Source organism: Mariprofundus sp. KV (assembly GCF_013387475.1).
GTDB lineage: Bacteria > Pseudomonadota > Zetaproteobacteria > Mariprofundales > Mariprofundaceae > Mariprofundus.
In genome coordinates, this window is sequence record NZ_VWNB01000007.1 from 127,789 (window position 1) to 149,783 (window position 21,995).

General features: G+C 52.6%; 22 protein-coding genes. 6 read left to right on the forward strand and 16 right to left on the reverse strand.

Going from position 1 to position 21,995, the window contains the following annotated elements:
* Window positions 1-111: 111 nt before the first annotated feature.
* The 8 genes from F3F93_RS07410 to dnaX are packed head-to-tail and all read right to left on the reverse strand — an operon-like array spanning window position 112 to window position 7,194.
* The gene (locus tag F3F93_RS07410; protein WP_176958536.1) at window positions 112-1,056 is read right to left on the reverse strand and encodes a glycosyltransferase family 2 protein; all 945 of its coding nucleotides are present in this window, start codon (window positions 1,054-1,056) and stop codon (window positions 112-114) included.
* Window positions 1,041-2,711 (reverse strand): glycosyltransferase family 39 protein, encoded by a 1,671-nt coding sequence (locus F3F93_RS07415; protein ID WP_176958537.1) that lies wholly within the window; start codon window positions 2,709-2,711, stop codon window positions 1,041-1,043. Before F3F93_RS07415 ends, F3F93_RS07410 begins: the two co-directional genes overlap by 16 nt.
* Window positions 2,712-2,743: 32 nt before the next feature.
* Window positions 2,744-3,049 (reverse strand): YggT family protein, encoded by a 306-nt coding sequence (locus tag F3F93_RS07420; protein WP_176958538.1) that lies wholly within the window; start codon window positions 3,047-3,049, stop codon window positions 2,744-2,746.
* Window positions 3,049-3,852 (reverse strand): pyrroline-5-carboxylate reductase, encoded by an 804-nt coding sequence (proC, locus tag F3F93_RS07425; RefSeq protein ID WP_176958539.1) that lies wholly within the window; start codon window positions 3,850-3,852, stop codon window positions 3,049-3,051. The genes F3F93_RS07420 and proC overlap by 1 nt, the downstream gene beginning before the upstream one ends.
* Window positions 3,853-3,877: 25 nt before the next feature.
* Window positions 3,878-4,525: a YggS family pyridoxal phosphate-dependent enzyme gene (locus F3F93_RS07430; protein WP_176958540.1), complete on the reverse strand. Its 648-nt coding sequence runs from the start codon at window positions 4,523-4,525 to the stop codon at window positions 3,878-3,880.
* Window positions 4,518-5,132 carry a recombination mediator RecR gene (gene recR / locus F3F93_RS07435; protein WP_176958541.1) on the reverse strand — a complete coding sequence of 205 codons (615 nt, stop codon included), beginning with the start codon at window positions 5,130-5,132 and terminating at the stop codon, window positions 4,518-4,520. The genes F3F93_RS07430 and recR overlap by 8 nt, the downstream gene beginning before the upstream one ends.
* 22 nt (window positions 5,133-5,154) lie before the next feature.
* Window positions 5,155-5,469: a YbaB/EbfC family nucleoid-associated protein gene (locus tag F3F93_RS07440; RefSeq protein ID WP_176958542.1), complete on the reverse strand. Its 315-nt coding sequence runs from the start codon at window positions 5,467-5,469 to the stop codon at window positions 5,155-5,157.
* Between the two features lie 51 nt (window positions 5,470-5,520).
* Window positions 5,521-7,194 (reverse strand): DNA polymerase III subunit gamma/tau, encoded by a 1,674-nt coding sequence (dnaX, locus tag F3F93_RS07445; RefSeq protein ID WP_176958543.1) that lies wholly within the window; start codon window positions 7,192-7,194, stop codon window positions 5,521-5,523.
* A gap of 143 nt (window positions 7,195-7,337) precedes the next feature.
* Between dnaX and F3F93_RS07450 the strand changes: the two genes are divergently transcribed.
* Window positions 7,338-7,844 (forward strand): FKBP-type peptidyl-prolyl cis-trans isomerase, encoded by a 507-nt coding sequence (locus F3F93_RS07450; protein WP_176958544.1) that lies wholly within the window; start codon window positions 7,338-7,340, stop codon window positions 7,842-7,844.
* A gap of 67 nt (window positions 7,845-7,911) precedes the next feature.
* Here F3F93_RS07450 and dksA read toward each other — a convergent pair whose 3' ends face one another.
* Window positions 7,912-8,283 (reverse strand): RNA polymerase-binding protein DksA, encoded by a 372-nt coding sequence (gene dksA, locus F3F93_RS07455; protein WP_176958545.1) that lies wholly within the window; start codon window positions 8,281-8,283, stop codon window positions 7,912-7,914.
* A gap of 185 nt (window positions 8,284-8,468) precedes the next feature.
* On the opposite strand from dksA, the gene F3F93_RS07460 reads away from it, so the two are divergent.
* Both F3F93_RS07460 and F3F93_RS07465 read left to right on the forward strand, forming a co-directional pair.
* A complete protein-coding gene (locus F3F93_RS07460) occupies window positions 8,469-9,533 on the forward strand; it encodes an FAD-dependent oxidoreductase (protein WP_176958546.1) in 1,065 nt (354 codons plus the stop codon).
* On the forward strand, window positions 9,526-10,104 hold the full coding sequence (locus F3F93_RS07465) for a class I SAM-dependent methyltransferase (RefSeq protein ID WP_176958547.1): 579 nt from the start codon (window positions 9,526-9,528) through the stop codon (window positions 10,102-10,104). Before F3F93_RS07460 ends, F3F93_RS07465 begins: the two co-directional genes overlap by 8 nt.
* Here the strand turns inward: F3F93_RS07465 and F3F93_RS07470 are convergent, their stop codons facing one another.
* Together F3F93_RS07470 and lipB are read right to left on the reverse strand one after the other, a co-directional pair.
* Window positions 10,105-12,348 (reverse strand): nitrate- and nitrite sensing domain-containing protein, encoded by a 2,244-nt coding sequence (locus F3F93_RS07470; RefSeq protein WP_176958548.1) that lies wholly within the window; start codon window positions 12,346-12,348, stop codon window positions 10,105-10,107.
* Entirely contained in the window at window positions 12,345-12,962 is a 618-nt protein-coding gene (gene lipB, locus F3F93_RS07475; RefSeq protein WP_176958549.1) for a lipoyl(octanoyl) transferase LipB, read from the reverse strand. The genes F3F93_RS07470 and lipB overlap by 4 nt, the downstream gene beginning before the upstream one ends.
* A 203-nt stretch (window positions 12,963-13,165) precedes the next feature.
* On the opposite strand from lipB, the gene F3F93_RS12640 reads away from it, so the two are divergent.
* Window positions 13,166-13,291, forward strand: coding sequence for a hypothetical protein (locus F3F93_RS12640; protein ID WP_277816523.1), 126 nt, complete (start codon window positions 13,166-13,168; stop codon window positions 13,289-13,291).
* A 35-nt stretch (window positions 13,292-13,326) separates the two neighbouring features.
* Here F3F93_RS12640 and F3F93_RS07480 read toward each other — a convergent pair whose 3' ends face one another.
* The 3 genes from F3F93_RS07480 to F3F93_RS07490 are packed head-to-tail and all read right to left on the reverse strand — an operon-like array spanning window position 13,327 to window position 18,519.
* Window positions 13,327-15,111, reverse strand: a complete 1,785-nt coding sequence (locus F3F93_RS07480) for a long-chain fatty acid--CoA ligase (protein WP_176958550.1) — start codon at window positions 15,109-15,111, stop codon at window positions 13,327-13,329.
* Window positions 15,095-17,203 carry a 3-hydroxyacyl-CoA dehydrogenase NAD-binding domain-containing protein gene (locus F3F93_RS07485; RefSeq protein ID WP_176958551.1) on the reverse strand — a complete coding sequence of 703 codons (2,109 nt, stop codon included), beginning with the start codon at window positions 17,201-17,203 and terminating at the stop codon, window positions 15,095-15,097. The genes F3F93_RS07480 and F3F93_RS07485 overlap by 17 nt, the downstream gene beginning before the upstream one ends.
* A complete protein-coding gene (locus F3F93_RS07490) occupies window positions 17,191-18,519 on the reverse strand; it encodes a thiolase family protein (protein ID WP_176958552.1) in 1,329 nt (442 codons plus the stop codon). Before F3F93_RS07490 ends, F3F93_RS07485 begins: the two co-directional genes overlap by 13 nt.
* Window positions 18,520-18,771: 252 nt before the next feature.
* Between F3F93_RS07490 and F3F93_RS07495 the strand changes: the two genes are divergently transcribed.
* On the forward strand, window positions 18,772-19,134 hold the full coding sequence (locus F3F93_RS07495) for a hypothetical protein (protein WP_176958553.1): 363 nt from the start codon (window positions 18,772-18,774) through the stop codon (window positions 19,132-19,134).
* A gap of 232 nt (window positions 19,135-19,366) precedes the next feature.
* Here the strand turns inward: F3F93_RS07495 and F3F93_RS07500 are convergent, their stop codons facing one another.
* Window positions 19,367-20,026: a site-2 protease family protein gene (locus F3F93_RS07500; protein WP_176958554.1), complete on the reverse strand. Its 660-nt coding sequence runs from the start codon at window positions 20,024-20,026 to the stop codon at window positions 19,367-19,369.
* A gap of 114 nt (window positions 20,027-20,140) precedes the next feature.
* Between F3F93_RS07500 and F3F93_RS07505 the strand changes: the two genes are divergently transcribed.
* Complete coding sequence (locus tag F3F93_RS07505) at window positions 20,141-20,785, forward strand: hypothetical protein (protein ID WP_176958555.1); 645 nt, start codon at window positions 20,141-20,143, stop codon at window positions 20,783-20,785.
* Window positions 20,786-20,813: 28 nt separating this feature from the next.
* Here the strand turns inward: F3F93_RS07505 and carA are convergent, their stop codons facing one another.
* Window positions 20,814-21,929 (reverse strand): glutamine-hydrolyzing carbamoyl-phosphate synthase small subunit, encoded by a 1,116-nt coding sequence (gene carA, locus F3F93_RS07510; protein ID WP_176958556.1) that lies wholly within the window; start codon window positions 21,927-21,929, stop codon window positions 20,814-20,816.
* Between the last annotated feature and the right edge of the window lie 66 nt (window positions 21,930-21,995).

Genomic DNA, 21,995 nt, shown 5'->3' on the forward strand with positions numbered 1-21,995 from the left:
GATTTAACCACAAAGGGCACAAAGAACACGAAGGAAAAACTATTCAACATATCACTCCGGCAGCAGGATTGAAGTGAATAATTAAAATTTCCATCGAAATCAGCGACAGGTTTACTCTTCTTCCGAGCGAACGCTGTAATGTTTACGTCCTGTTGCTTCGTAGTAGGTGCGCGCCTGCATCTCCAGCATCAGACCGATACCGAAGAGCAGAATACCTGTAACGATCAGCAGAGAACCCAGATGCAACATGGGACGAGAGGCGAGATCTGCACCGAAGATAATCTTATCCATAGTCAGCCAGATATCGATGAACATGCCTGCGGCCAGTGAGATCAGACCGGCGGGACCAAACAGCTGCAGCGGGCGATCGGTAAAGCGCTGGAAGAAGAGCACCAGCAGCAGATCGACCAGCACACGTACCGTGCGCCCGATGCCATACTTGCTCTCACCAAACTGGCGTGCCCGGTGGCTGACCACCTCTTCACCGATCTTTGCACCATACATCGATGCAAGAGCCGGCAGAAAGCGGTGCTGTTCACCGTAGATGCGCAGGTTTTTCGCCACATCTGCACGCATCAGCTTCATCGGACAGCCATAGTCGTGCATACGCACATTGGTGGAACTGCGGATCAGGGCATTGGCAATCTTGGAGGGGAAGTTGCGTGAGAGGCTGGCGTCCTGTCTATCCTTTCGCCAGCCATTAACCATATCGAGATCATCTGCCAGAAGGCGCTCCAGCAGCCTTGGAATATCAGCCGGATCGGTCTGCAGATCACCATCCATATAGACAATATATTTACCTCTGGCACGATCAAAGCCGGCACTCATGGCCGCAGTTTGACCAAAGTTGCGACGCAGCTGCACCAGCACCACACGGCCATCTTCTGCCCGCGCCTTTTTTGCCGCTGCTACAGTGCCATCGTCAGAGCCATCATCAACCAGAATCAGCTCATAATCGAGATTGGAAAGTTTGTCAGCCATTTCGGCCACCAAAAGCGGAACATTCTGCTCTTCGCAGTAAACCGGTACGACAATCGAAATCAGTGGCTCGGCCATGGAATCTCCTCTCCCTCATCAACTGGCTGCAGACTTACAAGCAGCAGCCATCTGCGCGCATACATGCCAAAAACGCGCTCATGCACGATAAGATAGGGTATAATCTCTTTGGGTAACAGTTCCAGTGCCGACTGGGCGATCACCAGCCCCCTGCCCTGACTCAACCACTGCCCCACCTCATCCACATTTTTCAGCATCGGCAGGCGCCCGCCGTGATAGTAGAGCAGCGTTGGCTGGAAGTAGTAAAAGGTGGCCAGATTTGCACCATCAAAACCGGCCGCATCGGCTTTGGCCGCCAGCACACGACTCACCTTGTGATGCTCAATATTTGGAACGGACCAGCCGGAGAGCAGGAGTATCGAAAACAACATCGAGAGTGCCAGCGGCAGCCACAACTCGCCCCGTTTGCTATAAAGCCACCATGCAGAGGCAAGCACCACCGGCAGCATAGCCACGATATAATAACCCTCGCCGGGCCACATCTTCTCCAGCGCTAAACCGCCACCGATCACCATAGCCAGTGAGAGTATCAGTGCGCCCCATGCCAACCAAAGTCTGGCTCGCTGACGAATGGCACCATCTGCCCCGGCCCAACCAAAGGCCATCAGCATCGCCGCTGCAGGAAACAGTGGCAGCACATAGTTGGGCAGCTGTGTTCTGGCGATACTGAAGAAGAGGATATAGACACCTATCCAGCAGAGCATAAACAGCCGAATCGGCTCTTTACGCAGAAGCTTCAGTCGCCATGTGCCAAAGGTCACCATCACTGCAAGCAGGCCACTCCACGGGAACCAGCCCAGCAGCACCGTACCAATATAGAGACCCGGGAATCCCTTATGGCCCTGCAGCGGATCGGTAAAACGTTCGATATTGTGGCGGAAGATAAAACCCTCCAACCACTCACCCTGTGTCAGAATGCCCACAGTAATATACCAGGGTGCAGCCACCAGCAGCGCAATCGCGGCACCCTTAAAGGGGCGAAAGAGCACCCAGCTCTGCCAATCTTTCATCACAATCAGGAAGCTGAGAAGAATCAATAGCGGCATCAGGCCTGCAATCGGCCCCTTGGCCAGTACACCCAGACCAATGGCTACATATGCAGCAATCAGCAGTTTAGGCATCGAGTCTGATCGCTTTTTCTTCTCTTCAAGATAGACAATCAGCAGCGCCGGCAGTGTAAAACCGAGGCTGAGCATCAGTAACGGATCGGGAACTGCAGCGCGTGCGATAACAATGATATGCAGTGCTGTTGCGAAGAGTCCTGCTGCCAGCAGCGGAATCAGTTCACGCTCGCCCTCTTTCACCTTCACGCCTGCAGCAACAATCAGTCTTCGGCTCATCAACCAGATCACGGCAACCAGTCCGGTCATCGCCATGGCCGATGGCAGACGCGCACTCCACTCATTAACACCGAAGAGCGCATTCAGCGGGATCATCAGCCAGTAGATCAGGATCGGTTTATCAAAACGGTAGTCGCCATTGAACATCGGCACCCACCAGTTACCGGCCAGCCACATCTCGCGAGCACAGACCGCATTATTGGGCTCATCAACATCCCACAGGCTATGGCCGCCGAGAAATGCGAAGAAATTAACCGCACAGATCAGTAGCAACCAGAATAGCGGCTGTTTATAGAACGGTTCAGTAGCCGACATTAATGCAGCTCCGGCTCTCTTGCAGACAGGAATCAGCCACCCTGAATCATCTGAAAGGCGATGCGCTGCAGGGTAGGAACCAGAAAGTTATTCAGGAACATAATAATCAGCAGCACGATAAGCGGAGAGAGGTCGATACCACTGATGTAGGGCACCCTTTTGCGCACTGGAAAGAGCAGTGGTTCAGAGAACTGGTTGATGATCCGCACCACCGGATTGTAGGGGTCAGGAGAGACCCAAGAGAGCACTGCCCGTGCAATAACAACAATCATTGCCATGGTCAGCACCACGTCGATTACTGCCGCCAGTGCCTGTAAAAAATAACCTAGTATATACATCAGCCTGCCAACTCCTCACTTCGTTTACTGGCTGCCACAACACCCTGACGCACGGCTGCAGGCAGCCCCATCTCATACATCATATCCAGCGCAGCCTGAGTGGTACCACCCGGACTGGTCACCTGATGCCTGAGCTGCTCGGATGTACGATCACTCTCAACCAGCATTTTTCCAGCCCCCAGCGCAGTCTGAGCTGCCAGTTTGGCTGCCAGCTCTGCGGGCAGCCCCAGCTTCTCACCTGTCGCCTGCATCACCTCAGCCAGCAGAAAGAAGTAGGCAGGACCACTGCCGGAGAGCGCAGTAACAGCATGCATCTGCGCCTCTTTCTCAACACGCACCGCTTCTCCACACGCCTTAAGCAGGTATTCGGCACGCGCTTTATGAAGCTCACCTGCATCACTGAAGAGTACCGACATACCAGCCCCTACCAGGGCCGGCGTATTGGGCATCACCCGCACAATATTGGCACCAGAGCCAAGCCACTCCTGCATCGCAGCACTGCTTACACCTGCGGCTATACTGATCACACTGGCATCGGCTTTAAGATGCTCACTAAGACCGGCAAGCGCATCTTTCATCTGCTGGGGTTTCATCGCCAGCACCAGAAGATCAGCTGCTGCGGCAGCCACACTGTTATCCTCAACAGTTCTGACCAGATACTGCTCTGCCAGAAACTTCCGGCGCTGCTGCTGTGGATCGGATACAATAATTTTCTCACCGGCATGGCCGGCACGGCGTAATCCGGCAATCAGCGCCTCGGCCATATTACCGCCGCCAATAAATGCGATTGTTAAATCCTGCATGGTCATTCCTCAGGTCCTGAATCTGTCATCTGGAACCAAACAGTGTTGAGCCCAGTCGTACAATGGTTGCACCCTCTTCAACAGCAATCTGATAATCACTGCTCATCCCCATACACAACTCGGCAAAGCTTCCACCGAAGAGATTATCCCGCAAGTCTCGCAAATTTATAAATGCCTGCCGCACATCACCATCTCTGGGGGCCATGCCCATCACCCCTGCAAGCTTCAGACCCTCTATGCCTCTAATAGCATCAGCCAGGAGACCGGCATCATCCAATGCAACACCGCGCTGGGCTTCGTTTTCAGCAATATTGACCTGAATCAGAACTGGCAGCTCTCTGCCGCTGACATGTTGTGCCACCGCCTGCGCACTCTCAATATCATCACAGCTGTGCCACATCGCGGCATGGCGGCCGATATATTTGGCTTTGTTCTTCTGCAGAGGGCCGATCATATGCCAGTGACACTCCGGCCACTGCTGACAACGGTCACGCAGTGACTGAGGACGGGATTCACCGAAATCCACCTGTCCGGCATCAATCAATATCTGCACCAGCTCATCCGGCGTATATTTACTGACGGCCAGCAGCTTCACATCACCCAGTTCAGTAACAAGCCCCTGCCAGCGACCGATCAACTCTGCTTGCGAAATCATCGAACTGGAATCAGCCATGGTCCCAGGCGATACGTTGATCCACCGCCCTGCTCAGCGTGTGTTCATCAAGATACTCCAACTCACCACCCTCGGGCACACCACGTGCGATACGCGAGATGCGCGTCTCGCTATCGTGGTAACGACGGGCAATATAGTGGGCGGTAGCTTCACCATCCACTGTCGCACTGGTGGCCAGAATCAACTCTTTGATACCACCCTGCATGCGCTGATCCAGCGCGTTGAGATTCAGCTGCTCAGGGCCAATACCATCAACAGGACTCAGTCGGCCATGCAGCACGTGATAGAGGCCCCGGAAACCCTGCCCGCGCTCCATCATCAGCACATCTACCGGCTGCTCAACCAGACATACGGTATGGGTCTCACGCCGTGTATCATCACAATACTGACAAAAGCCCGACTCGGCAAAACAGCCGCACTTCTCACAAAAACCGACCAGCTCGTGCAACGATTTCAGTGCATCCGCCAGTGCCGCCGTCTGCTCAGCCGGTCGCGACAGCAGATTAAGCCCCAGCCGCATGGCGGTTTTGGGCCCCACACCGGGCAGGGATGAGAGCATCTCAACAACCCGGCCAAGAGGGGCTGGCATACCCGGAAAATGGATCATTTAATTATGAACCTGTTACGTCTTAAAGGGAGAAACCCGGAGGCAGTGGCATCCCGGCCATTAAAGACTGCTGCTTCTGTTTGGCAAGCACCTCAACCTTCTGTGATGCATTGTTAATAGCGGCAGCTACGAGATCTTCGATCAGCTCCTTGTCCTGCTCTTGCCAGAGTGATGGATCAATGGTTACGCGGCGTACTGTACGATCCCCGCCCATCAACACCTCAACCATACCACCACCGGCCTCGCCGCTGATCTCCATAGCAGCAAGCTCATCCTGCATGATCTTCATATTCTCCTGCATCTTCTTCGCCTGCTGCATCATTTTTGCGATATTCATCTTTCTGCTGCTCCGTTCATGTTTTTATCATCAATAGTAAGGGGTGGATACTCAGGCTGCCTCATCCGGCTGCACACCGGCAGGCAGCACCTTAACCAGCTGCGCATCCATTTCACGCATCAGCGCCTGTATATGCGGATCATCCTCTGCCTGCTTGCGCAGCCGAGCGGTCTCAGCTCTGGCCTGACGATCACGCTCCTGTGAAAGCGATTCGCCGGCATGATCCTTCTGAGATTCCCAGAACACTTCGCGACCCAGCCACTCGGCAAAGGCCATACGGTCAGCAGAAGCAAGTGCACGCTCCTGATGTTTATCCAGCGCCAGCCTCACCTTACTGCCAAATTCGACGCAAACCACATGCTCCAGCATGGCTGAAACACCCGGCTTCACCTCATGAAAAGCATCCACCACCTGCTGCCAGTCGGTAAACTTTTTTCCCGGTGACTGATCCTTCATCGGCAGATCCGGCTCAGGTGTTGCGACTGCTGCAGGCGGTACCGGTACCGCTTCAACTGCAGCGACCTCGACCTTGACCTCAACCTCCGGTGCAGCAGTAAACATCATGGCTGCATGTGGCTTCTTCGCTTCGCTCTGTACAGCCTTTGGCAGCGGTTCAACCGTCACCTCACCCAGCGGTGAGATTAGATTCAGCCCACTCAGGCGCATCAGCACCATCTCAGCCCCCATCCGCTCATCCACAACCGCCAGATCACGAATGCCGGCAAGCAGCACCTGATACCTCAAATCCAGTGCCTGCATATCGATCACAGCGGCATGTTTTTCCAGCCAATCACGATACTCTGCATCAATCTCTTCAGCCAGCAGGCTGGTATCCACTTTCAGGCAGGAGAGCTGGTGCCACAAAAGGCTTAACTCCAGCAGCAGCGTACGAGGAGCGTGCCCTCGACTCACTGCCGAGCGCAACACCTCAACGGCTGCCAGCGCATCACCGGCAAACAGTGCCTGTGAAAGCCTGCAGACCAGTTCTGAGCCGACCAGGCCGAGCGCCGACTGCACATCACCGATAGAGAGGTTTTCACTACTGTAGGCCAGCACACGCTCTGCCAGTGAGAGCGCATCACGCACACTGCCATCAGCAGCCGTAGCGATCGCTGCAACAGCATCCTGATCGGCTGCAATACCTTCCGAGCTGAGCACATGCTCCAGATAGGCACTGATTTCACTCTGTCCAAGTCTGCGCAGATCAAAACGCTGACAGCGGGAGCGTACGGTAACCGGCAATTTGTCCGACTCTGTTGTAGCCAGAATAAACAGGACTCGCGCTGGTGGCTCTTCCAGTGTTTTTAGAAGCGCATTAAAGGCGCTCTTGGAGAGCATATGCGCCTCATCAATAATATAAACTTTGCACTTCAGACTGGTTGGCGGATAACGCACGCCATCAAGAATCTCACGCACATCATCGACACCGGTATGGCTGGCTGCATCCATCTCCTGCACATCAAGATTGGAACCATCGGCGATACCGCGACATGCGGCACAACTGCCACACGGCTCACCGGCATCAGAGCTTTCGCAGTTCACCGCCATCGCCATGAGTCGGGCTATGGTAGTTTTACCTACCCCACGAATACCGCATAACAGATAGGCGTGAGCAAGGTTGCCACTGCAAAGCGCATTCTTCAGGGTACGCACCACCACGTCCTGACCAACCAGGTCAGAGAATTTTTGTGGGCGCCAGCGACGTGCCAGTACAAGATAGGACATGAGGGCACTCTACGGTTTGCTTACCGCTCTGCAATGGCTGCTCGTGGAGAGGATGTTGTGATGACATCGCCGATGAATAAACCTTTTGACAATTGTGTTTATTAATTTAGAATGTGCTAATATTATGAACGGGGAAAGACCATATGCAAATCAACGCTACGAGTAGATCAACCATCTTTATCATCGCCATTACTGCCCTCCTGAGCCTGGCCGGTTGCGGCAACTCAGGATCCGATTCGCAAGCCACCGGTATCGCTGCTGAGAACATGGCCAAAGGCAAGGCCTTTCTTGCAGAGAATGCAACCAAAGAGGGTGTTGTCACCCTGCCCAGCGGCATACAGTACAAGGTCATTCATAACAATTATGAAGGCAGAGTCCCCAAGTTGACTGACAATGTAAATATTCACCTGCGTATGTCTCACCTTGATGGCACGGTGATCAATGACTCCAACCCATCAGGCAAACCGGTAGATATATACATCAAACATACTATCGGCGGTTGGAAGAAGGTGCTGACCAAGATGAATGTAGGCAGCAAGTGGATGGTATATATTCCACCCCATATGGCATACAGCAGTCGCGGCAATGAAAATGTCGGCCCCAATGAGACACTCATCTGCGAAATCGAACTTCTGGAAATTATCTGGTAACCACGCCACAACGAGCATAAAAAAGCCCGCTTGATAGCGGGCTTTTTTTATAAACTTTTGATCTGAATTAATCCAGACGTGTACGCTCTTCCTGCTCCTGAGCAGTCTTGCACTCAATACAGAGCGTGGTTACCGGACGCGCATGCAGACGTTTGACGCTGATATCACCACCGCACGATTCACACTCACCAAACTCACCATCTTTGATGCGTGCAATCGCCTGATCAATCTTCTTGATCAGTTTGCGCTCACGATCCTTGATGCGCAGGTCGAAGTTGCGGTCAGTCTCCATGCTGGCCTGATCAGTTGGATCAGGAAAAGAGGTCTGCTCCAGCTCGGTCATCGACTGAACGTTGACGCTCTGACCCATCTCAAGCTCAGCTTTCCAATCGATCAGTTGCGTTTCAAATTCAGCCAGTTGTTTCTTATTCAGTGCCATTCTGATTCCTCCAGCAAGCGGAAAACTCCAAACCGGTTTTCCAAAAGGGCGCGAAAGATAGCCATTCTGTAGATGAGTGTAAATAAAGCCCATCCATAATTGGATTATAGCAACTAAAAGCCTGACTTACGACAGTTAATTACCAGCTCATAGCCGCCCTCCCCTTTTCTTTCTATGATTCAGCCATGCTTAATACAGAACAGCATATCGACAGTCTGATCATCGGGCAGGGCTTAGCCGGCTCCATACTGGCCTGGCAACTGATGCAATGCGGCCAGCAGGTCATTGTGGTTGCTGATCAATCCGCTGCTTCTGCCTCCCGTGTGGCTGCCGGGCTGTTCAATCCGGTAACAGGAAAACGTCTGCTGCTACAAGCCGATGCTGAAACTGTTATCCCGGCTGCTCTGAGTTTCTATGACCAGCTGGAGCAGCGCTTTAAGCAGCAATTCTTCCATAACAAAGAGATGTTACGTATTTTAAGAAGTGAAAAAGAGTGCGATATATTTAATCAACGATCACAAGATTCGGCCTATGCTCCATATCTGGGAGATAGCTGCGCTACCCCCGCTCTTCTGAAAGCCGAACACGGTATATTCGTACAATGCAAAACCGGTTATCTCGATACCAATGCCCTGCTCGACTGCATGAAGGCGCTCTTCGTTGCTCATAAAAGTTATATCGAATCCTGCTTCAGGCACGATGACCTTGTCATGAAAGAGGCAATGGTTTCATGGCATGGCATCAATGCGCGGCGCGTTATTTTTTGTGAAGGATTCATGGCAACAAATAACCCCTGGTTCAACTGGCTGCCCTTTCAGCCGGCCAAAGGTGAAATCCTCAGTTTTACAAGCGATCAGCAGTTACCTGAACAGATCATCAATGCTGGAAAATGGCTGCTTCCGGTTTCAGATGGAAGTTACAAAACCGGAGCCACTTATGATCATAACCTCAGTAATATCGAACCCTCTAACGCATGTAAAAGCGAGCTGATTGACGGGTTGCAGCATCTGTTAAAATCACCGCTCAATTTCAAACTGGTTGATCATCAGGCAGGTGTACGGCCCAACACTCGGGATAAACAACCCTTCATCGGAACTCACCCATCGCATCCGCAACTGGCTATCTTTAACGGCTTCGGATCCAAAGGATCGATGTTGATCCCCTACTATGCTGAACGCTTTGTCCACCATCTGAGTGATGGCTCAGCGATCCCTGAAGAGGCGGACATAAGCAGGATAAGATATGACTAGAATCTCTCTGACCGGGCAGGTGCATAGACACCTGCTTCCCCATCTCAGCGACGACACCATTGCTATTGATGCCACTGCAGGCAATGGCCACGACAGCCTCTTTCTGGCTGCAAACATTGGCGAAAACGGTCGCCTCTACGCCTTTGATATTCAGAGACAGGCGATTGAAAACAGTCGTAAGCGACTGGCAGCGGCAGGCCTGTCAGCGCGGGTCACCCTGATGCAGACCGGCCATGAACACATGGCAGCACAGATCCCTGAAATTCATCACGGCAGGGTTAATATCATCATGTTTAATCTCGGTTACCTTCCCAATGCAGACAAATCCCTGATTACCACCACAGCAACCACCATCAAGGCTCTGAATGCTGCGATAGCGATGTTAGCCGGGAGCGGTATCCTCTCCATCCTTGCCTACCCGGGTCACCCCGGCGGCAGGGAGGAGACTGCGGCAGTGATTCAGTGGGCTCAAAATCTACCACAACAAACATTCACGCTCTGCATGCACAACCCGGACCAGAACCCGCAAACATCCCCGCAGTGGATTGAGGTTATTAAGTTGGATGATTAATCATTTGGAGGAGCCTTTTTTCCCAGACTGGAAAATCTCCATCGTCTGATTCGACAAATCCTCCTGCTCTACTTCACGACCATGTGAAAACGGGATCGAGACAGCAATATGCATACCCTTGCCGGGAGCGCTGATAAAATCACACTTGCCATTCAGGGATCTCACGCGTTCATGAATACCGATCATGCCCAGCCCCATCATATCCAGACTACTCACATCAGCACCGATGCCATCATCCTGAACATCCAGTTTAAGCAGTGGGCCCGCATCTGCATCGCGAATCACCGCCACATCAATCGTCACCGAACTGGCACTGGCATGCCTTGAGATATTGGTGAGACTCTCCTGAATCAATCGATAGGTGGCCACCTTCACCATATCCGGCAGTTGATTCAGTGCGCCGGAACAGTTGAAAGAGCAGGCGATATTATTGTTTTTTTGCCACTGCTTAATCACCTCCAGCAGCCCATCCTGCAGATTGGATGCATCCAGCATGTCCGGCCTGATACGCTTTAAGATACGGCGAACATTCCTGAACAACCTGTCGATCATCAGTTTGATCTCACCGGCATCGGCAATCACCTGCGGATCAGTTGACTGCTTGGCCAGCAGTGTGGCAATCGTCTTCACCGCAGTCAGCGGCTGCCCCAGTTCATCATGCAGTTCACGGGCAATATAACTTCTTTCATCCTCAGCCGCCGTAATCAGCCTGCGGGAGAGGTGGCGGCTCTTCTCAGAGAGATGCAGAAGCTGTGTTTCAGATTGCTGTCTCTCACCAATCAGCCTGTTAAATGCACGGGCCAACTGACCGATCTCATCGCCTCTAAACTCATTCATAAACGGCTTATAATCCTTCTGATGGCCAGAGCTATGCAGCGCTTCGGCCATAGCAGTGAGTGATCCGGCCACATGCCTGATGAGATAGTAGGCGGAGTAGAGCGTGATAATAAGCAATAGCAAGCTCAGGATAAGGTAGTAGAGCATGGATCGGTAAGCAGCCTGCATCTGCAGCTCAATGTCACGATGAATCTCCTGCTCCAGCACTCCGGCAACCTCAAAAACCTGATCCAGTCGCCAGGTTGTTGAGCGCCACCAATCCTCTGCATCAATCCTGGTGATATGTGAGCGCAAAAACTCAATCGCAGCCAGTGCCGGTCGATCATCGACGCGAACCCGTCTGTCGATTTCAGCAATGCTTCTGCCCTTCTTGCGCATCTGAGTAACGGTATCGATATGGCCACGGTACAGCTCTACAGTCGATTCAATGATTGCGACCTGATCAGCGATTTCGCCACCCAGTTTCAGACGCTTTATATCATCGGACAACTGCTTGAATAGCTTCATCTTCTCATGGAACAGCTGCTCGTAATAGCTGTCTCCCCTGATCACATAGTTCTTGAAGGCGTGGATCAGACCGCCATAACCCACTGTCGCATGCAGCCTGTTGAGCAGATCATTGAGTTGCACCTGCTCTTTGAGGGCGGCTCTTAACTGCTCTGCATGACGTACAACCGGATCATCAAGTCTGGCGTTAAGCATGGTGACAAAACGACTATCAGCAACGCGTTTAAATTGACCAATCAGCTCACTCTGGCGGCTGATATAGTTATCAACCTTCAACAGATCTGAGGCAGCAAAAACAGTCCGTTCAATCATCTCATAGGTGATACCACGCTCCTGCCCCAACCTCTGAAGCAGCCACAAAAGTTTCATATAGGCATCGAAGCTGTCTCTAAGTTCAGCACTTATACTCATGCCGGTGATATCTCCAGCCTGCTGAATAAGGCTCTCTGTATTATCTGAATGGCTGTCGAATGCCCCCTGCATGCCAGCGCTACGCTGTACTACGATCTGCTCAAGAGATGCCTCCATGCTCTTTATATCGCTGAGCCTGACAGAGCTTTGCCACTGTTGACGGTAGCTGAAGAGCAGAGCGGCAAGCCTCTCTATGTCAATATCACTTTTCTGCCTCTGCTTGACCATATCAATACGCAGCGGCTCTTTTGAACTGGCTAAAAACCTCGACGAAAGAGCGAACTCCTTCTCAAGCCCATAAACGAGCAGATTAACCTGCCGGGTAATCTCAAAGGCATCCTGTGAACGACTAATCCGGGTGAGCTCATCCCAACGCTGACTGAAGTGATAAACTGTAAATGCCAGTAACATCAACACAAACAGGGTTACAATCAGAATGACTCTGTTTTTGATCGAAAGTGATGCTGGCTTAAAGGTGACAGAATTCATTGACTCATCAACCGATTGAAATGGTCAAACCAGCGAGAGGCCAGTTCAGGCAGAGCAAGCGGCTCGATAAAGGACGAGAGCGAGACCACCTTAGATTGCAGACCACACGGATTGATCGCTGCAAACCACTTCTCATCAACATCCACATTCAGTGCCATGCCATGGTAGGCCACACCGCCACGAACCCGCACACCAAGTGCTGCAATCTTACCCTCTGATGTCCAGACACCGGGAAAACCACACCGGCGCTCTGCATTGATACCCAACTCGCTGAGCAGGGCAATGCATGATGCTTCAAGCAAGTGCACATACTGCTTCACCCCAAGCTGCCAAAGCCTCAGATCAATCACAGGATAGAGCATAAGCTGACCGGGGCCGTGAAAGGTCATCTCGCCACCCCGGTCACTCTGCACCACCGGTGCCGGCAGAAACGCCTCCAGACGATTATCTACACCCCGGCGGCCAGTTGTATAGACCGCTTCATGCTCGCAGCAGATTACCACCTCATCATCCACACCTCTGCCAACGGCATCAGCGCGTGCCGATAAGATCTGCCAGAGAGGTTCATAAGCCTGCCGCCCCAGCCAGCTGTAGATAAGTTCCTGACTACCCATTCTTCGCATACTACAAGGGGCTTTTCTGCTGTATATGCTCTTTTTATCTCAACATAAAATCCTTAAAGATCAACAATCTCCCTATTAAAAAAAAGGGTGCCAAAAGATAGGAAAAAATCCTAGGGTATGCGCCGTTATGTTTTGACGGTTGTGGGGACCAAAAATCATAATGTTAAATAAAATCGGGGAATTTGGAGGAGATTATGGGTGGTCTTCCCATCGTTGGAATCGGCATTGTCGGCCTTGCGCTGCTGTGCGGAATCCTGGTCTATGTCGTGGTCATTGCACCAAAAAAACTGGATCAAAAACAGAAGATGGATGAGAAGTAAGATGTAAAAGTATCTGACCGCCTTTGTTAAGGCGGTCAGTTTTCTCCGGGATATAGATCCCGGATCAGATCACTGTAAAGTTCACAGATTTTGCGACGTTTTAGCTTCAGAGTCGGCGTCAGTAGTCCGGCATCCTGAGTCCACTCTTCTTCTACAAAAGCAAAACGTTTGACCTGCATAAAACTGGAGAGATCGTGCTCTTCGCTACGCATCTGAACCAGCATCCAGTTATATACCCTGTCATTCTCCCGCCAGTGCTCTGGCAGCCCTTCATTCATCGTCTGTTGCCACAACCTGCGCAGGCCATCGACATCAGGCACAATCAGCGCCACCACATCAGGCCTGTTATCGGCGACAACCATCGCCTGCAGAATGGCAGGTGACTGCGTCAGATGCTGTTCGATCACAGCAGGAGCTACATTCTCACCATTGGAGAGCACCATAATCTCCTTCTTGCGATCGACAATCCTGATATATCCATCCTCATCAACTTCAACGATATCACCGGTAAACAGCCAGCCATCAGCATCAAACATAGCTGCGCTCTCCTCCGGTCTCTGCCAGTAGCCCTGCATCACCATCGGCCCTTTCACCAGCAGTTCGCCATCCTCTGCCACCCTGATTTCAACACCGGGCAGCGCAAGCCCCACCGTTTCCGGTTTAATGGCACCAAAACGGTTCACCGAAAGCACGGGAGAGGTCTCGGTCAATCCATAACCCGGTAATACATTGATCCCGGCAGCCAGCAGGAAGCGGGCAATATCAGGATGCAGGGCAGCACCGCCAGAGATAAATGCACGGATAGAGCCACCCATCTTTTCACGCAGTTTGGCATTAACCACTTGATCAAGAAGAGAGAAGATCAGCGCTTTTCCAGCGCTTAAAGAGCGCCCCTGTTGCTCAAGCTCAAACTTTTGCATTCCCAGCTTTTGAGCCAGTTGAAACAGTCTCTTTTTAAGAGCCGGGCCATCAGCCAGCTTGGTCTGTACTCCGGCATAGATCTTCTCATACAGACGCGGTACGGAGATCATCACGGTTGGTTTCACCTCCGGCATATCTCGCAGCAGCGTGGTCACCGCTTCAGCATAAGCAATCTCAGAACCGCAAGCGGTGGGTAGAAAATGGCCAACAGTACGCTCAAAAGCATGCGATGCAGGCAGAAAAGAGAGGAAAACATCATCCGGAAAAACAGCCACACCGCCAAGGCCTGCAGCCACATCAGAGAGCAGATTGTCATGACTTAACATCACCCCTTTGGGGAAACCGGTTGTGCCGGAGGTGTAAATAAGTGTCGCCAACATATCGCGCTCAGGACTACAGGCTTCAAGGCGATGATCCCAGCTCTCATCCACAGCGATTGCACTGATCGAATCCGTGTCACCATGAAATGGCAGCAGCGGTTTATCCACCCCCTCCAGCTTCTCCAGCTGGTCACCCTCCTCAACAAAAATGACTGAGACATCAGCATCTGCAAAGACATATTGCACTGCCTCAAGTGGGTCAGTGAAATAGGCCGGAACCGTTATCGCCCCCAGCCTTAAAATAGCGAAATCGGCGATAAACCACTCCGGGCAGTTATGACCGAGAATACCCACCCGATCACCGGCTTTAACACCTTTGTTTTCAAGCCACGCAGCCACACGCAGCACTGCCTGCTGCACCCGGATACGACTCCACGATTTCCAACTACCATCCGTCCGGCGGAAGCGCAGCAGCGGTTTATCAAGCCAGTCAGGCGGTGATGCCAGCAGAAGATCAGAGAGGCAATTCGCCTTCTCCACCTGAATCAGACCGGGACAATGACTAACCGATGAATCCATCCAGCACCTCCAAATTTACAGGCAGATCATAACCGGCCTTCTCAATCTTCGCTTTCAGATCCGAACGTTCAAAGCCTGAAAAGTAGCGCAACAGGCCGCCCCGAAATGGTGGGAAGCCGATGCCGTAGATAAAGGCAGCATCGAGATGAACAGGATCATCCACTACCTTCTCGTGCAGACAGGCAAGAGCCTCGATCAACATCGGAATCAGACAGGCATCAACCACACTGCGATTACTCAGGGTTGATGACTCCACAGAGATATCGGCATCGCTTTCATGCTCCCTGAACCTGAAACCGGGCAGATAGTTGCCAAGTTCAGCATTCAAAGCGCCCTGTTTACCCTTCTCATAACTAAAGAAGCCCTTGCCCGATTTCTCACCCAACAGGCCATCACTAACCATGGACCCGAACCACTGCGGCATGGCAAAGCGTTCAGGCTGCTCTGCCCCCAGTGTTTCACCAAGATGGGCCCCGACATGAAAGCAGATATCAAGGCCAACCCTGTCGGCAAGCTCTATTGCACCCATCGGCATCCCGAAGTTTTTCAGCGCCCCATCCACATGTTCAGGTTTCTGACCCGTCTCAATCAACTTAAGGGCAGCTACCATAAATGGCATCAGACAACGATTGACAAGAAAACCGGGGCGATCTGCCACGATGATCGGATATTTACCCCATGATGCTGCCAGTGCGCAGGTTGTATCGATCGTTTCAGTCGTGGTTTTCTCCCCTGCGATCACCTCAACCAGCGGCATCTTCGGTGCCGGATTGAAGAAGTGGAGACCGGCTATGCGACCGGCATTGGCACGTCGCTTCTGCATATCGCTCACCGCCAGTGAGGATGTATTGGAGAGCAGCAGCGCCTGTTTGGAGACATGTTTGCCAACCTCCAGCCAGAGGTTTCGTTTCACCTTGATATCTTCAACCACCGCCTCAATCACCACATCGGCATCAGCCAGACCACTGCTATCGAGCACCGGTCGAATCCGTGAAAGTCGGGCGTGATCGGTTCGACCTCTGCGCGTGGCCAATCGTCCGATCCCCTGCATGCCACGAGCCAGCGGCTCTGCCGCCACCTCATGCAGATCAACTGCCATCGTTTTTGCTGCCACCCAGGCAATACCACCGCCCATCACACCGGCGCCATAAACAGCTGTTTTTTTGAAACCCGCTACCGCTTCACGACCACGAGCTGCCGCCGGCTGCTTTTTCAGGGAGTCACCGAGATGGAATACGCGTATCAGGTTTTTACAGGTAGGTGTGACAGCCAGCTTGCCGAGCGACTCAGCCTCACGCGCCAGCGCCAACCCATCGGGGATACCAACAATCTCCTTCAGCAGCGTGATGACAGCCGGTATGGCAGGATAGGCTGTAGCCACCTCTATATGTTGAAGCCGCGCATAGGTACGTTTTTCAACCTGCTGAAAAAAGAGCGCTTTTGCAGGCCATAGCCTTAACCACCATGGTGCGAATTTACGTGCTTTCACCTTGCCTTTTTCAGCCAGATACGCGATGGCTTTACCCTGCAGTTCCGGTTGCGCGACCAACGCCGCAAGGCCAATGCGTTTGGCCCGTCCGGCATCCACAGCTGAACCACTGAGGATCATCTCCACGGCTTTCATCCAGCCAATCCGTTTGGGCAGGCGGATGCAGCCGCCAAAACCGGGATGAATGCCGATCTTGATCTCCGGCAGCGCGAGCTGAGTCTTCTTGCCCTCCACCGCCACGATATAGTCACAGGCCAGTGCCACCTCAAGACCGCCCCCCATACAGGCGCCATGCACCAGTGCGATGGATACACATGGCAGCACCTCAATGCGGCGACAGAGTGACTGCCCTCGCTCAGCCAGCCGGGTTGCCTCTTTTTGATCCGTTACAGCTGCGATAATCTCCAGATCGGCACCGGCGATGAAACAGCCGCTAATACCACTCTCCAGCACCAGCGTTTTCGGCGGACTCTTCTCCAGCCTGTCGAGATGGGTCTCCAGTTGCGAGATACACAGCTCATCGAGCACATTGACCGATTTGTCCGTGCGAGCAAAGTGTAGACGGGCCTCACTGCCCTGTTGCGTCAGCGTTACGACTTCCATGGCTCACTCCTGATCAGCACTGCACCACCCTGTCCGCCGCCGATACAGAGTGAAGCAACGCCTAAACCACCATCAGTATCCTTTTTCAGCTGTCTTAGCATGGTCAGTATCAGTCGTGCTCCACTCATACCAACCGGATGCCCCAGTGCAACCGCACCGCCATTCACATTGAGAATATCCATCTCGGGAGCCCCCATGGCTTTGCTCATACCCAGCTTCTGGCTGGCAAAGGATTCGGAATCCATCGCTTTCATACAGGCCAGAACCTGCACGGCAAAAGCTTCATTGATCTCCATGCGAGTCAGATCACTCACTGCCAACCCATATCTGGAGAGCAGCTTATGGGTGGCAAAAACAGGCCCCAACCCCATGCGTTCCGGATCACAACCGGCATAGGCCCAGTCATCGAGATACCCCAGAATAGGCCACCCCTCGGCTTCGGCTTTCGCACGACTACTGAGGATCAGCATGGCTGCGCCATCGGTAATCTGTGAGCTGTTTCCTGCCGTGACACTGCCCAGCGGTCTGTCAAACACCGGCTTCAACCTCGCCAATGCCTGCATCGTCTGTTCGGCGCGAATACCCTCATCACGGTGTACAGAGGCGTACGATGGTGGTGCAAACAGATGCATCACCTCATCATCATACCAACCCCTCTCCCAGGCTGCGGCAGCACGCTGATGGCTCTGCAGGGCAAAGCTGTCCTGCTCACTGCGGGAGACTGCAAACTCACGAGCCAGAAGCTCCGCTGTTTGTCCCATGCCCATATTCACCGTTGGATCGGTTAATCCCTCCATCAGTGCAATGCGTGGTCTCCAGGGCGCACGCGCAAGCTCGCCGAAAACAGCCAGTTTCTGCTGCAGATTTTTCGCTTTCGAGAGTTTGGCCATCGCGGCCCGGAACTGATCATGAAACAGCAGTGGCGCATGTGTCATCGACTCCACACCACCAGCCAGCACCACATCAGCCCGACCTGCCTGAATCTTCTCGGCGGCATCGGTGACCGCCTGCATGCCTGAGGCACAGTTGCGATGTACGGTATGGGCAGGTGTAGAGCGCGGGATACCGGCATTAAGTGCAATCACACGCGAGATATTGGTGGCATCTGATGGTTGAATCACATTACCGATGATCACCTGATCAATCTCATCGCTGCGCACTGGTGAACGAGCCAGAACCTCACGCAGAGCGATAGCACCAAGTTCAACCGCACCGAGCTGGTCAAAGGCACCACCCATCTTGCCCATCGGCGTTCGAATACCGGCTACTACTACCACTTCGGTTTTTCTGCTCTGCGTCGTGCCTCGTCTAACCATACGAACTCCTTCGCCGATCGAAAAAATCCTATACCCTTACCTGTAGCTTACACATCTCCTCTAAGCAAGTCAGTCGCCAACCGTCAGGGTATCTATCACGGCCATCTCACCAGATCAGAATGCTTTTATTTCTCATGCATAGCAATGGAATTCGCTGTGATACACAACACATCTAAAACTCACAATGCTGATAACATCAATAACGGAATGAAGACAACGGAGATTGTCATTCGCACACCAAGGAGGATGCAGATGAATAACATTAACAGAAGCAGCATCAAATTCATGTCACTGATCTTTGCCATCGCAGCGATGATCGGCTTAACCACCAGCACTGCCTATGCAGACAGCGACCATCATGCCGATAAAGCGGTAATTTGCCACATCCCTCCGGGTAACCCTGATAACATGCACACCATTGAGGTGGGTGAACCTGCCGTTGATGCGCATATGGCCCATGGCGACATGATGGGCCGCTGCGCCGGTGAGTCCGACGAGCTTGCAGAAGCTGACGAGAGCGAAGCAACTGAAGAACACGAAGAGAGCCCTGTCGCCAGCCTGCCTGCAACCTCATCAGCAAAAGTCTACAGCATGCGCTCCATCTACGGTCAGTAATCCAGAACCAAAAAAGAGGAGGCTAGGCCTCCTCTTTTTCATCTGACAGCTCCTTAGCGGCCCCTTAATTTACCTGTTCGTGAAAACGGGACCAGTTCATTGGGGTTCTAAAATTCCGAAAATTCCGGAATTTTATGTCCCCGGATTTTTATCCGTTAAATCGGGGGAAGCTCAATCTGCCCCTTCGGTTACTTTTTCAATGAGGAACGTGTCCAAAGCGCTGAGGAGAGCTTTAGACGGGTAAAACCAACCCAATCAGCCAGTAGGAGCTGCCCATCACCATAGGGCCGATCACGCTCTGGAATACTCCCAGAAACAGCAGCGCCACAATAATCATGAATCCGTAGGGCTCTATACGCGATAGCTGCCATGCCAGTGGCCCCGGCAGCAGACCGACAGCGATGCGGCCACCATCCAGTGGCGGCAACGGAATCAGATTGAAGATACAGAGCACCATATTGATGATGATCGAGGCCTGACACATCAGCGCCAGTGGTTCGATAATCCAGAACAGGGCTGTCGGCAGTTGAATCACCAGTGCCAAGAGCAGCGTAGAGGCCAGCGCAAGGAGAAGGTTGGTAACCGGACCAGCCAGCGCCACCCAGATCATATCCCGTTTGGGATTATTCAGTTTACGGAAATCTACCGGCACAGGCTTGGCATAACCAAAGAGAAACGGTGAACCCATAATCGCCAGCCCTAATGGGATGAGGATCGTGCCAAAGGGATCGATATGTTTGATGGGATTGAGTGTGATGCGCCCCATCCAGCGGGCGGTATTATCACCCAGCTTCTCAGCCACCCAGCCGTGTGCCACCTCATGCAGGATAATCGCCAGCAACACGGGCAAGGCCCAGATACTAATTTTCTGAATGATCGCATCGATATCCATGCCAATATTTTCACCCCTTCAGTTTTGAGCAGGCAGTAGAGCAGAAATGATCAAAAAATTCACGCTTTTCAAATCAGCAGAGAATTTTTTGCCATTACCTATAGTATCACCGCTATGAACAGTGTCGTTCGTATCGCACTTCTACTGCTGCTCGCTATTGCAGCCATTCTGATCTGGCAGAAACCGGCATCCGCGCCCACACCTGCCAAGGTGCGTCTGGCTGTGCCTGTGCAACCAGCTACCGACAACAATCAGAAAATCAGCAGTAGTGAGCTGTGGCGGGTGGTCACACGACGGGTGATCTCCAAAGATGCGATCTACACACTGACACGCCGGCTAAAAGCAATGGGGCTGGAGCCGATCACGATCCGCCATCAGGAGGATGTGACCATGCACGCCTTTGACGATGCCCAGCTCTATACAACCCGTAAAGCGGCGTGGGAGGGCAGCAAAATCTGGCGCGATAATGGTATTGAGGTCACTATTATCAAGGCACAGAAAGATATATTCCTGGTTGGTCTTGGCCGCTTCTATCAGGCCAATTACACCGAGGAGATGCAGAATAAATTACGCGAGATTGGTAAGGCGTTCCGTTACCAGCAACGCACTGTGCCGATCCCGACAATTCGCTTCACCTTTGCCCCGATGCAGAAAGCGGATGCTGAAAAGTTATGGCAGAAGCTCAATGACAGCGGCGTGATGATGCCGGTGCAGATACCTGAAATGAAGTTTCAGATGCTGTATGGAAGTGGAGAGTGAGGGGTAAGGAAAGCCAAACCCCTAACCATTACCTGATCAGATCTGCAAAACGGTCGAACAGGTAGTCCGCATCCTGTGGGCCGGGACTGGCTTCCGGATGATACTGCACGGAGAAGACCGGTTTACCTTTAACCCGCAAACCTTCGACGGTTCCATCAAACAGTGAGCGATGCGTGATCTCAACAGAGTCAGGAACATTATCATCAGCTACAGCAAAACCGTGGTTTTGACTGGTAATCTCAATCCTGCCGGTTGTCTCATCTTTCACCGGATGGTTACCACCGCGATGACCGAACTTCAGTTTGAAGGTGGAGAGGCCAAGCGCCTGCGAGAGAAGCTGATGACCCATACAGATACCGAAGATCGGCACATTCGAGTCCAGCAGTTTACGAATCTCTGCAACCGCATAACCGACTGCTGCCGGATCACCCGGGCCGTTGGAGAGGAAGATGCCATCAGGATTCATGGCAAGGATATCAGCTGCAGAGGTCCGGGCAGGCACAATGCTTACCTTCAGACCACGATCAGCCAGTTTACGGTAGATGTTGCGCTTGCAGCCAAAATCGAAAGCGACCACATGTTTGTCTGTTGCCGGCGTAGTGAAGGCAGCGGCTTCCAGATCGTAGCTGCCGCCCTGCTGCCACTGACTCACCGCATCACAGCTCACCTGACCGACAAGATCGCGACCCTCTAAACCGTCCCAGCCATTGGCCATCGCCACAGCATCAGCTTCACTCATGCCATCAGAGGCAATGACGCCATTCTGGGCACCATTGTCACGCAGGTGCCGAACCAGTGCGCGGGTATCGATATCGGCAATGCCAACAACGCCATTAGCAATCAGCCAGCTGTTAAAATCGTTTTCGGCACGGTAGTTGGAGGTCGTCCGGGATGGTGCACGCACAATGCAACCGCGCACAGAAACGGAATCGGACTCCATATCAGAGGCGTTGATGCCGACATTGCCAATGTGTGGGTATGTAAATGTGATAATTTGGTCGGTGTAGGATGGATCGGTAAGAATTTCCTGATAACCCGTCAACGAGGTGTTAAAACATACCTCTCCAACTGTATTACCTGTCGCACCAAACGCTTCACCGCGAAAAATTCGTCCATCTGCCAGTGCCAGAATCGCCTTTGCCATTGCTAAAACCACCTCACTGTTAAGCCCGGCGCAGGGTACAAAAAATCGAAATCAAAGTCGAGCCAA

Bases quoted from the DNA above. Each gene is read 5' to 3' on its own strand.
- F3F93_RS07410 (WP_176958536.1), bottom strand. From the start codon at position 1,056: ATGGCCGAGCCACTGATTTCGATTGTCGTACCGGTTTACTGCGAAGAG.
- F3F93_RS07415 (WP_176958537.1), bottom strand. From the start codon at position 2,711: ATGTCGGCTACTGAACCGTTCTATAAACAGCCGCTATTCTGGTTGCTA.
- F3F93_RS07420 (WP_176958538.1), bottom strand. From the start codon at position 3,049: ATGTATATACTAGGTTATTTTTTACAGGCACTGGCGGCAGTAATCGAC.
- proC (WP_176958539.1), bottom strand. From the start codon at position 3,852: ATGCAGGATTTAACAATCGCATTTATTGGCGGCGGTAATATGGCCGAG.
- F3F93_RS07430 (WP_176958540.1), bottom strand. From the start codon at position 4,525: ATGGCTGATTCCAGTTCGATGATTTCGCAAGCAGAGTTGATCGGTCGC.
- recR (WP_176958541.1), bottom strand. From the start codon at position 5,132: ATGATCCATTTTCCGGGTATGCCAGCCCCTCTTGGCCGGGTTGTTGAG.
- F3F93_RS07440 (WP_176958542.1), bottom strand. From the start codon at position 5,469: ATGAATATCGCAAAAATGATGCAGCAGGCGAAGAAGATGCAGGAGAAT.
- dnaX (WP_176958543.1), bottom strand. From the start codon at position 7,194: ATGTCCTATCTTGTACTGGCACGTCGCTGGCGCCCACAAAAATTCTCT.
- F3F93_RS07450 (WP_176958544.1), top strand. From the start codon at position 7,338: ATGCAAATCAACGCTACGAGTAGATCAACCATCTTTATCATCGCCATT.
- dksA (WP_176958545.1), bottom strand. From the start codon at position 8,283: ATGGCACTGAATAAGAAACAACTGGCTGAATTTGAAACGCAACTGATC.
- F3F93_RS07460 (WP_176958546.1), top strand. From the start codon at position 8,469: ATGCTTAATACAGAACAGCATATCGACAGTCTGATCATCGGGCAGGGC.
- F3F93_RS07465 (WP_176958547.1), top strand. From the start codon at position 9,526: ATGACTAGAATCTCTCTGACCGGGCAGGTGCATAGACACCTGCTTCCC.
- F3F93_RS07470 (WP_176958548.1), bottom strand. From the start codon at position 12,348: ATGAATTCTGTCACCTTTAAGCCAGCATCACTTTCGATCAAAAACAGA.
- lipB (WP_176958549.1), bottom strand. From the start codon at position 12,962: ATGGGTAGTCAGGAACTTATCTACAGCTGGCTGGGGCGGCAGGCTTAT.
- F3F93_RS12640 (WP_277816523.1), top strand. From the start codon at position 13,166: ATGGGTGGTCTTCCCATCGTTGGAATCGGCATTGTCGGCCTTGCGCTG.
- F3F93_RS07480 (WP_176958550.1), bottom strand. From the start codon at position 15,111: ATGGATTCATCGGTTAGTCATTGTCCCGGTCTGATTCAGGTGGAGAAG.
- F3F93_RS07485 (WP_176958551.1), bottom strand. From the start codon at position 17,203: ATGGAAGTCGTAACGCTGACGCAACAGGGCAGTGAGGCCCGTCTACAC.
- F3F93_RS07490 (WP_176958552.1), bottom strand. From the start codon at position 18,519: ATGGTTAGACGAGGCACGACGCAGAGCAGAAAAACCGAAGTGGTAGTA.
- F3F93_RS07495 (WP_176958553.1), top strand. From the start codon at position 18,772: ATGAATAACATTAACAGAAGCAGCATCAAATTCATGTCACTGATCTTT.
- F3F93_RS07500 (WP_176958554.1), bottom strand. From the start codon at position 20,026: ATGGATATCGATGCGATCATTCAGAAAATTAGTATCTGGGCCTTGCCC.
- F3F93_RS07505 (WP_176958555.1), top strand. From the start codon at position 20,141: ATGAACAGTGTCGTTCGTATCGCACTTCTACTGCTGCTCGCTATTGCA.
- carA (WP_176958556.1), bottom strand. From the start codon at position 21,929: ATGGCAAAGGCGATTCTGGCACTGGCAGATGGACGAATTTTTCGCGGT.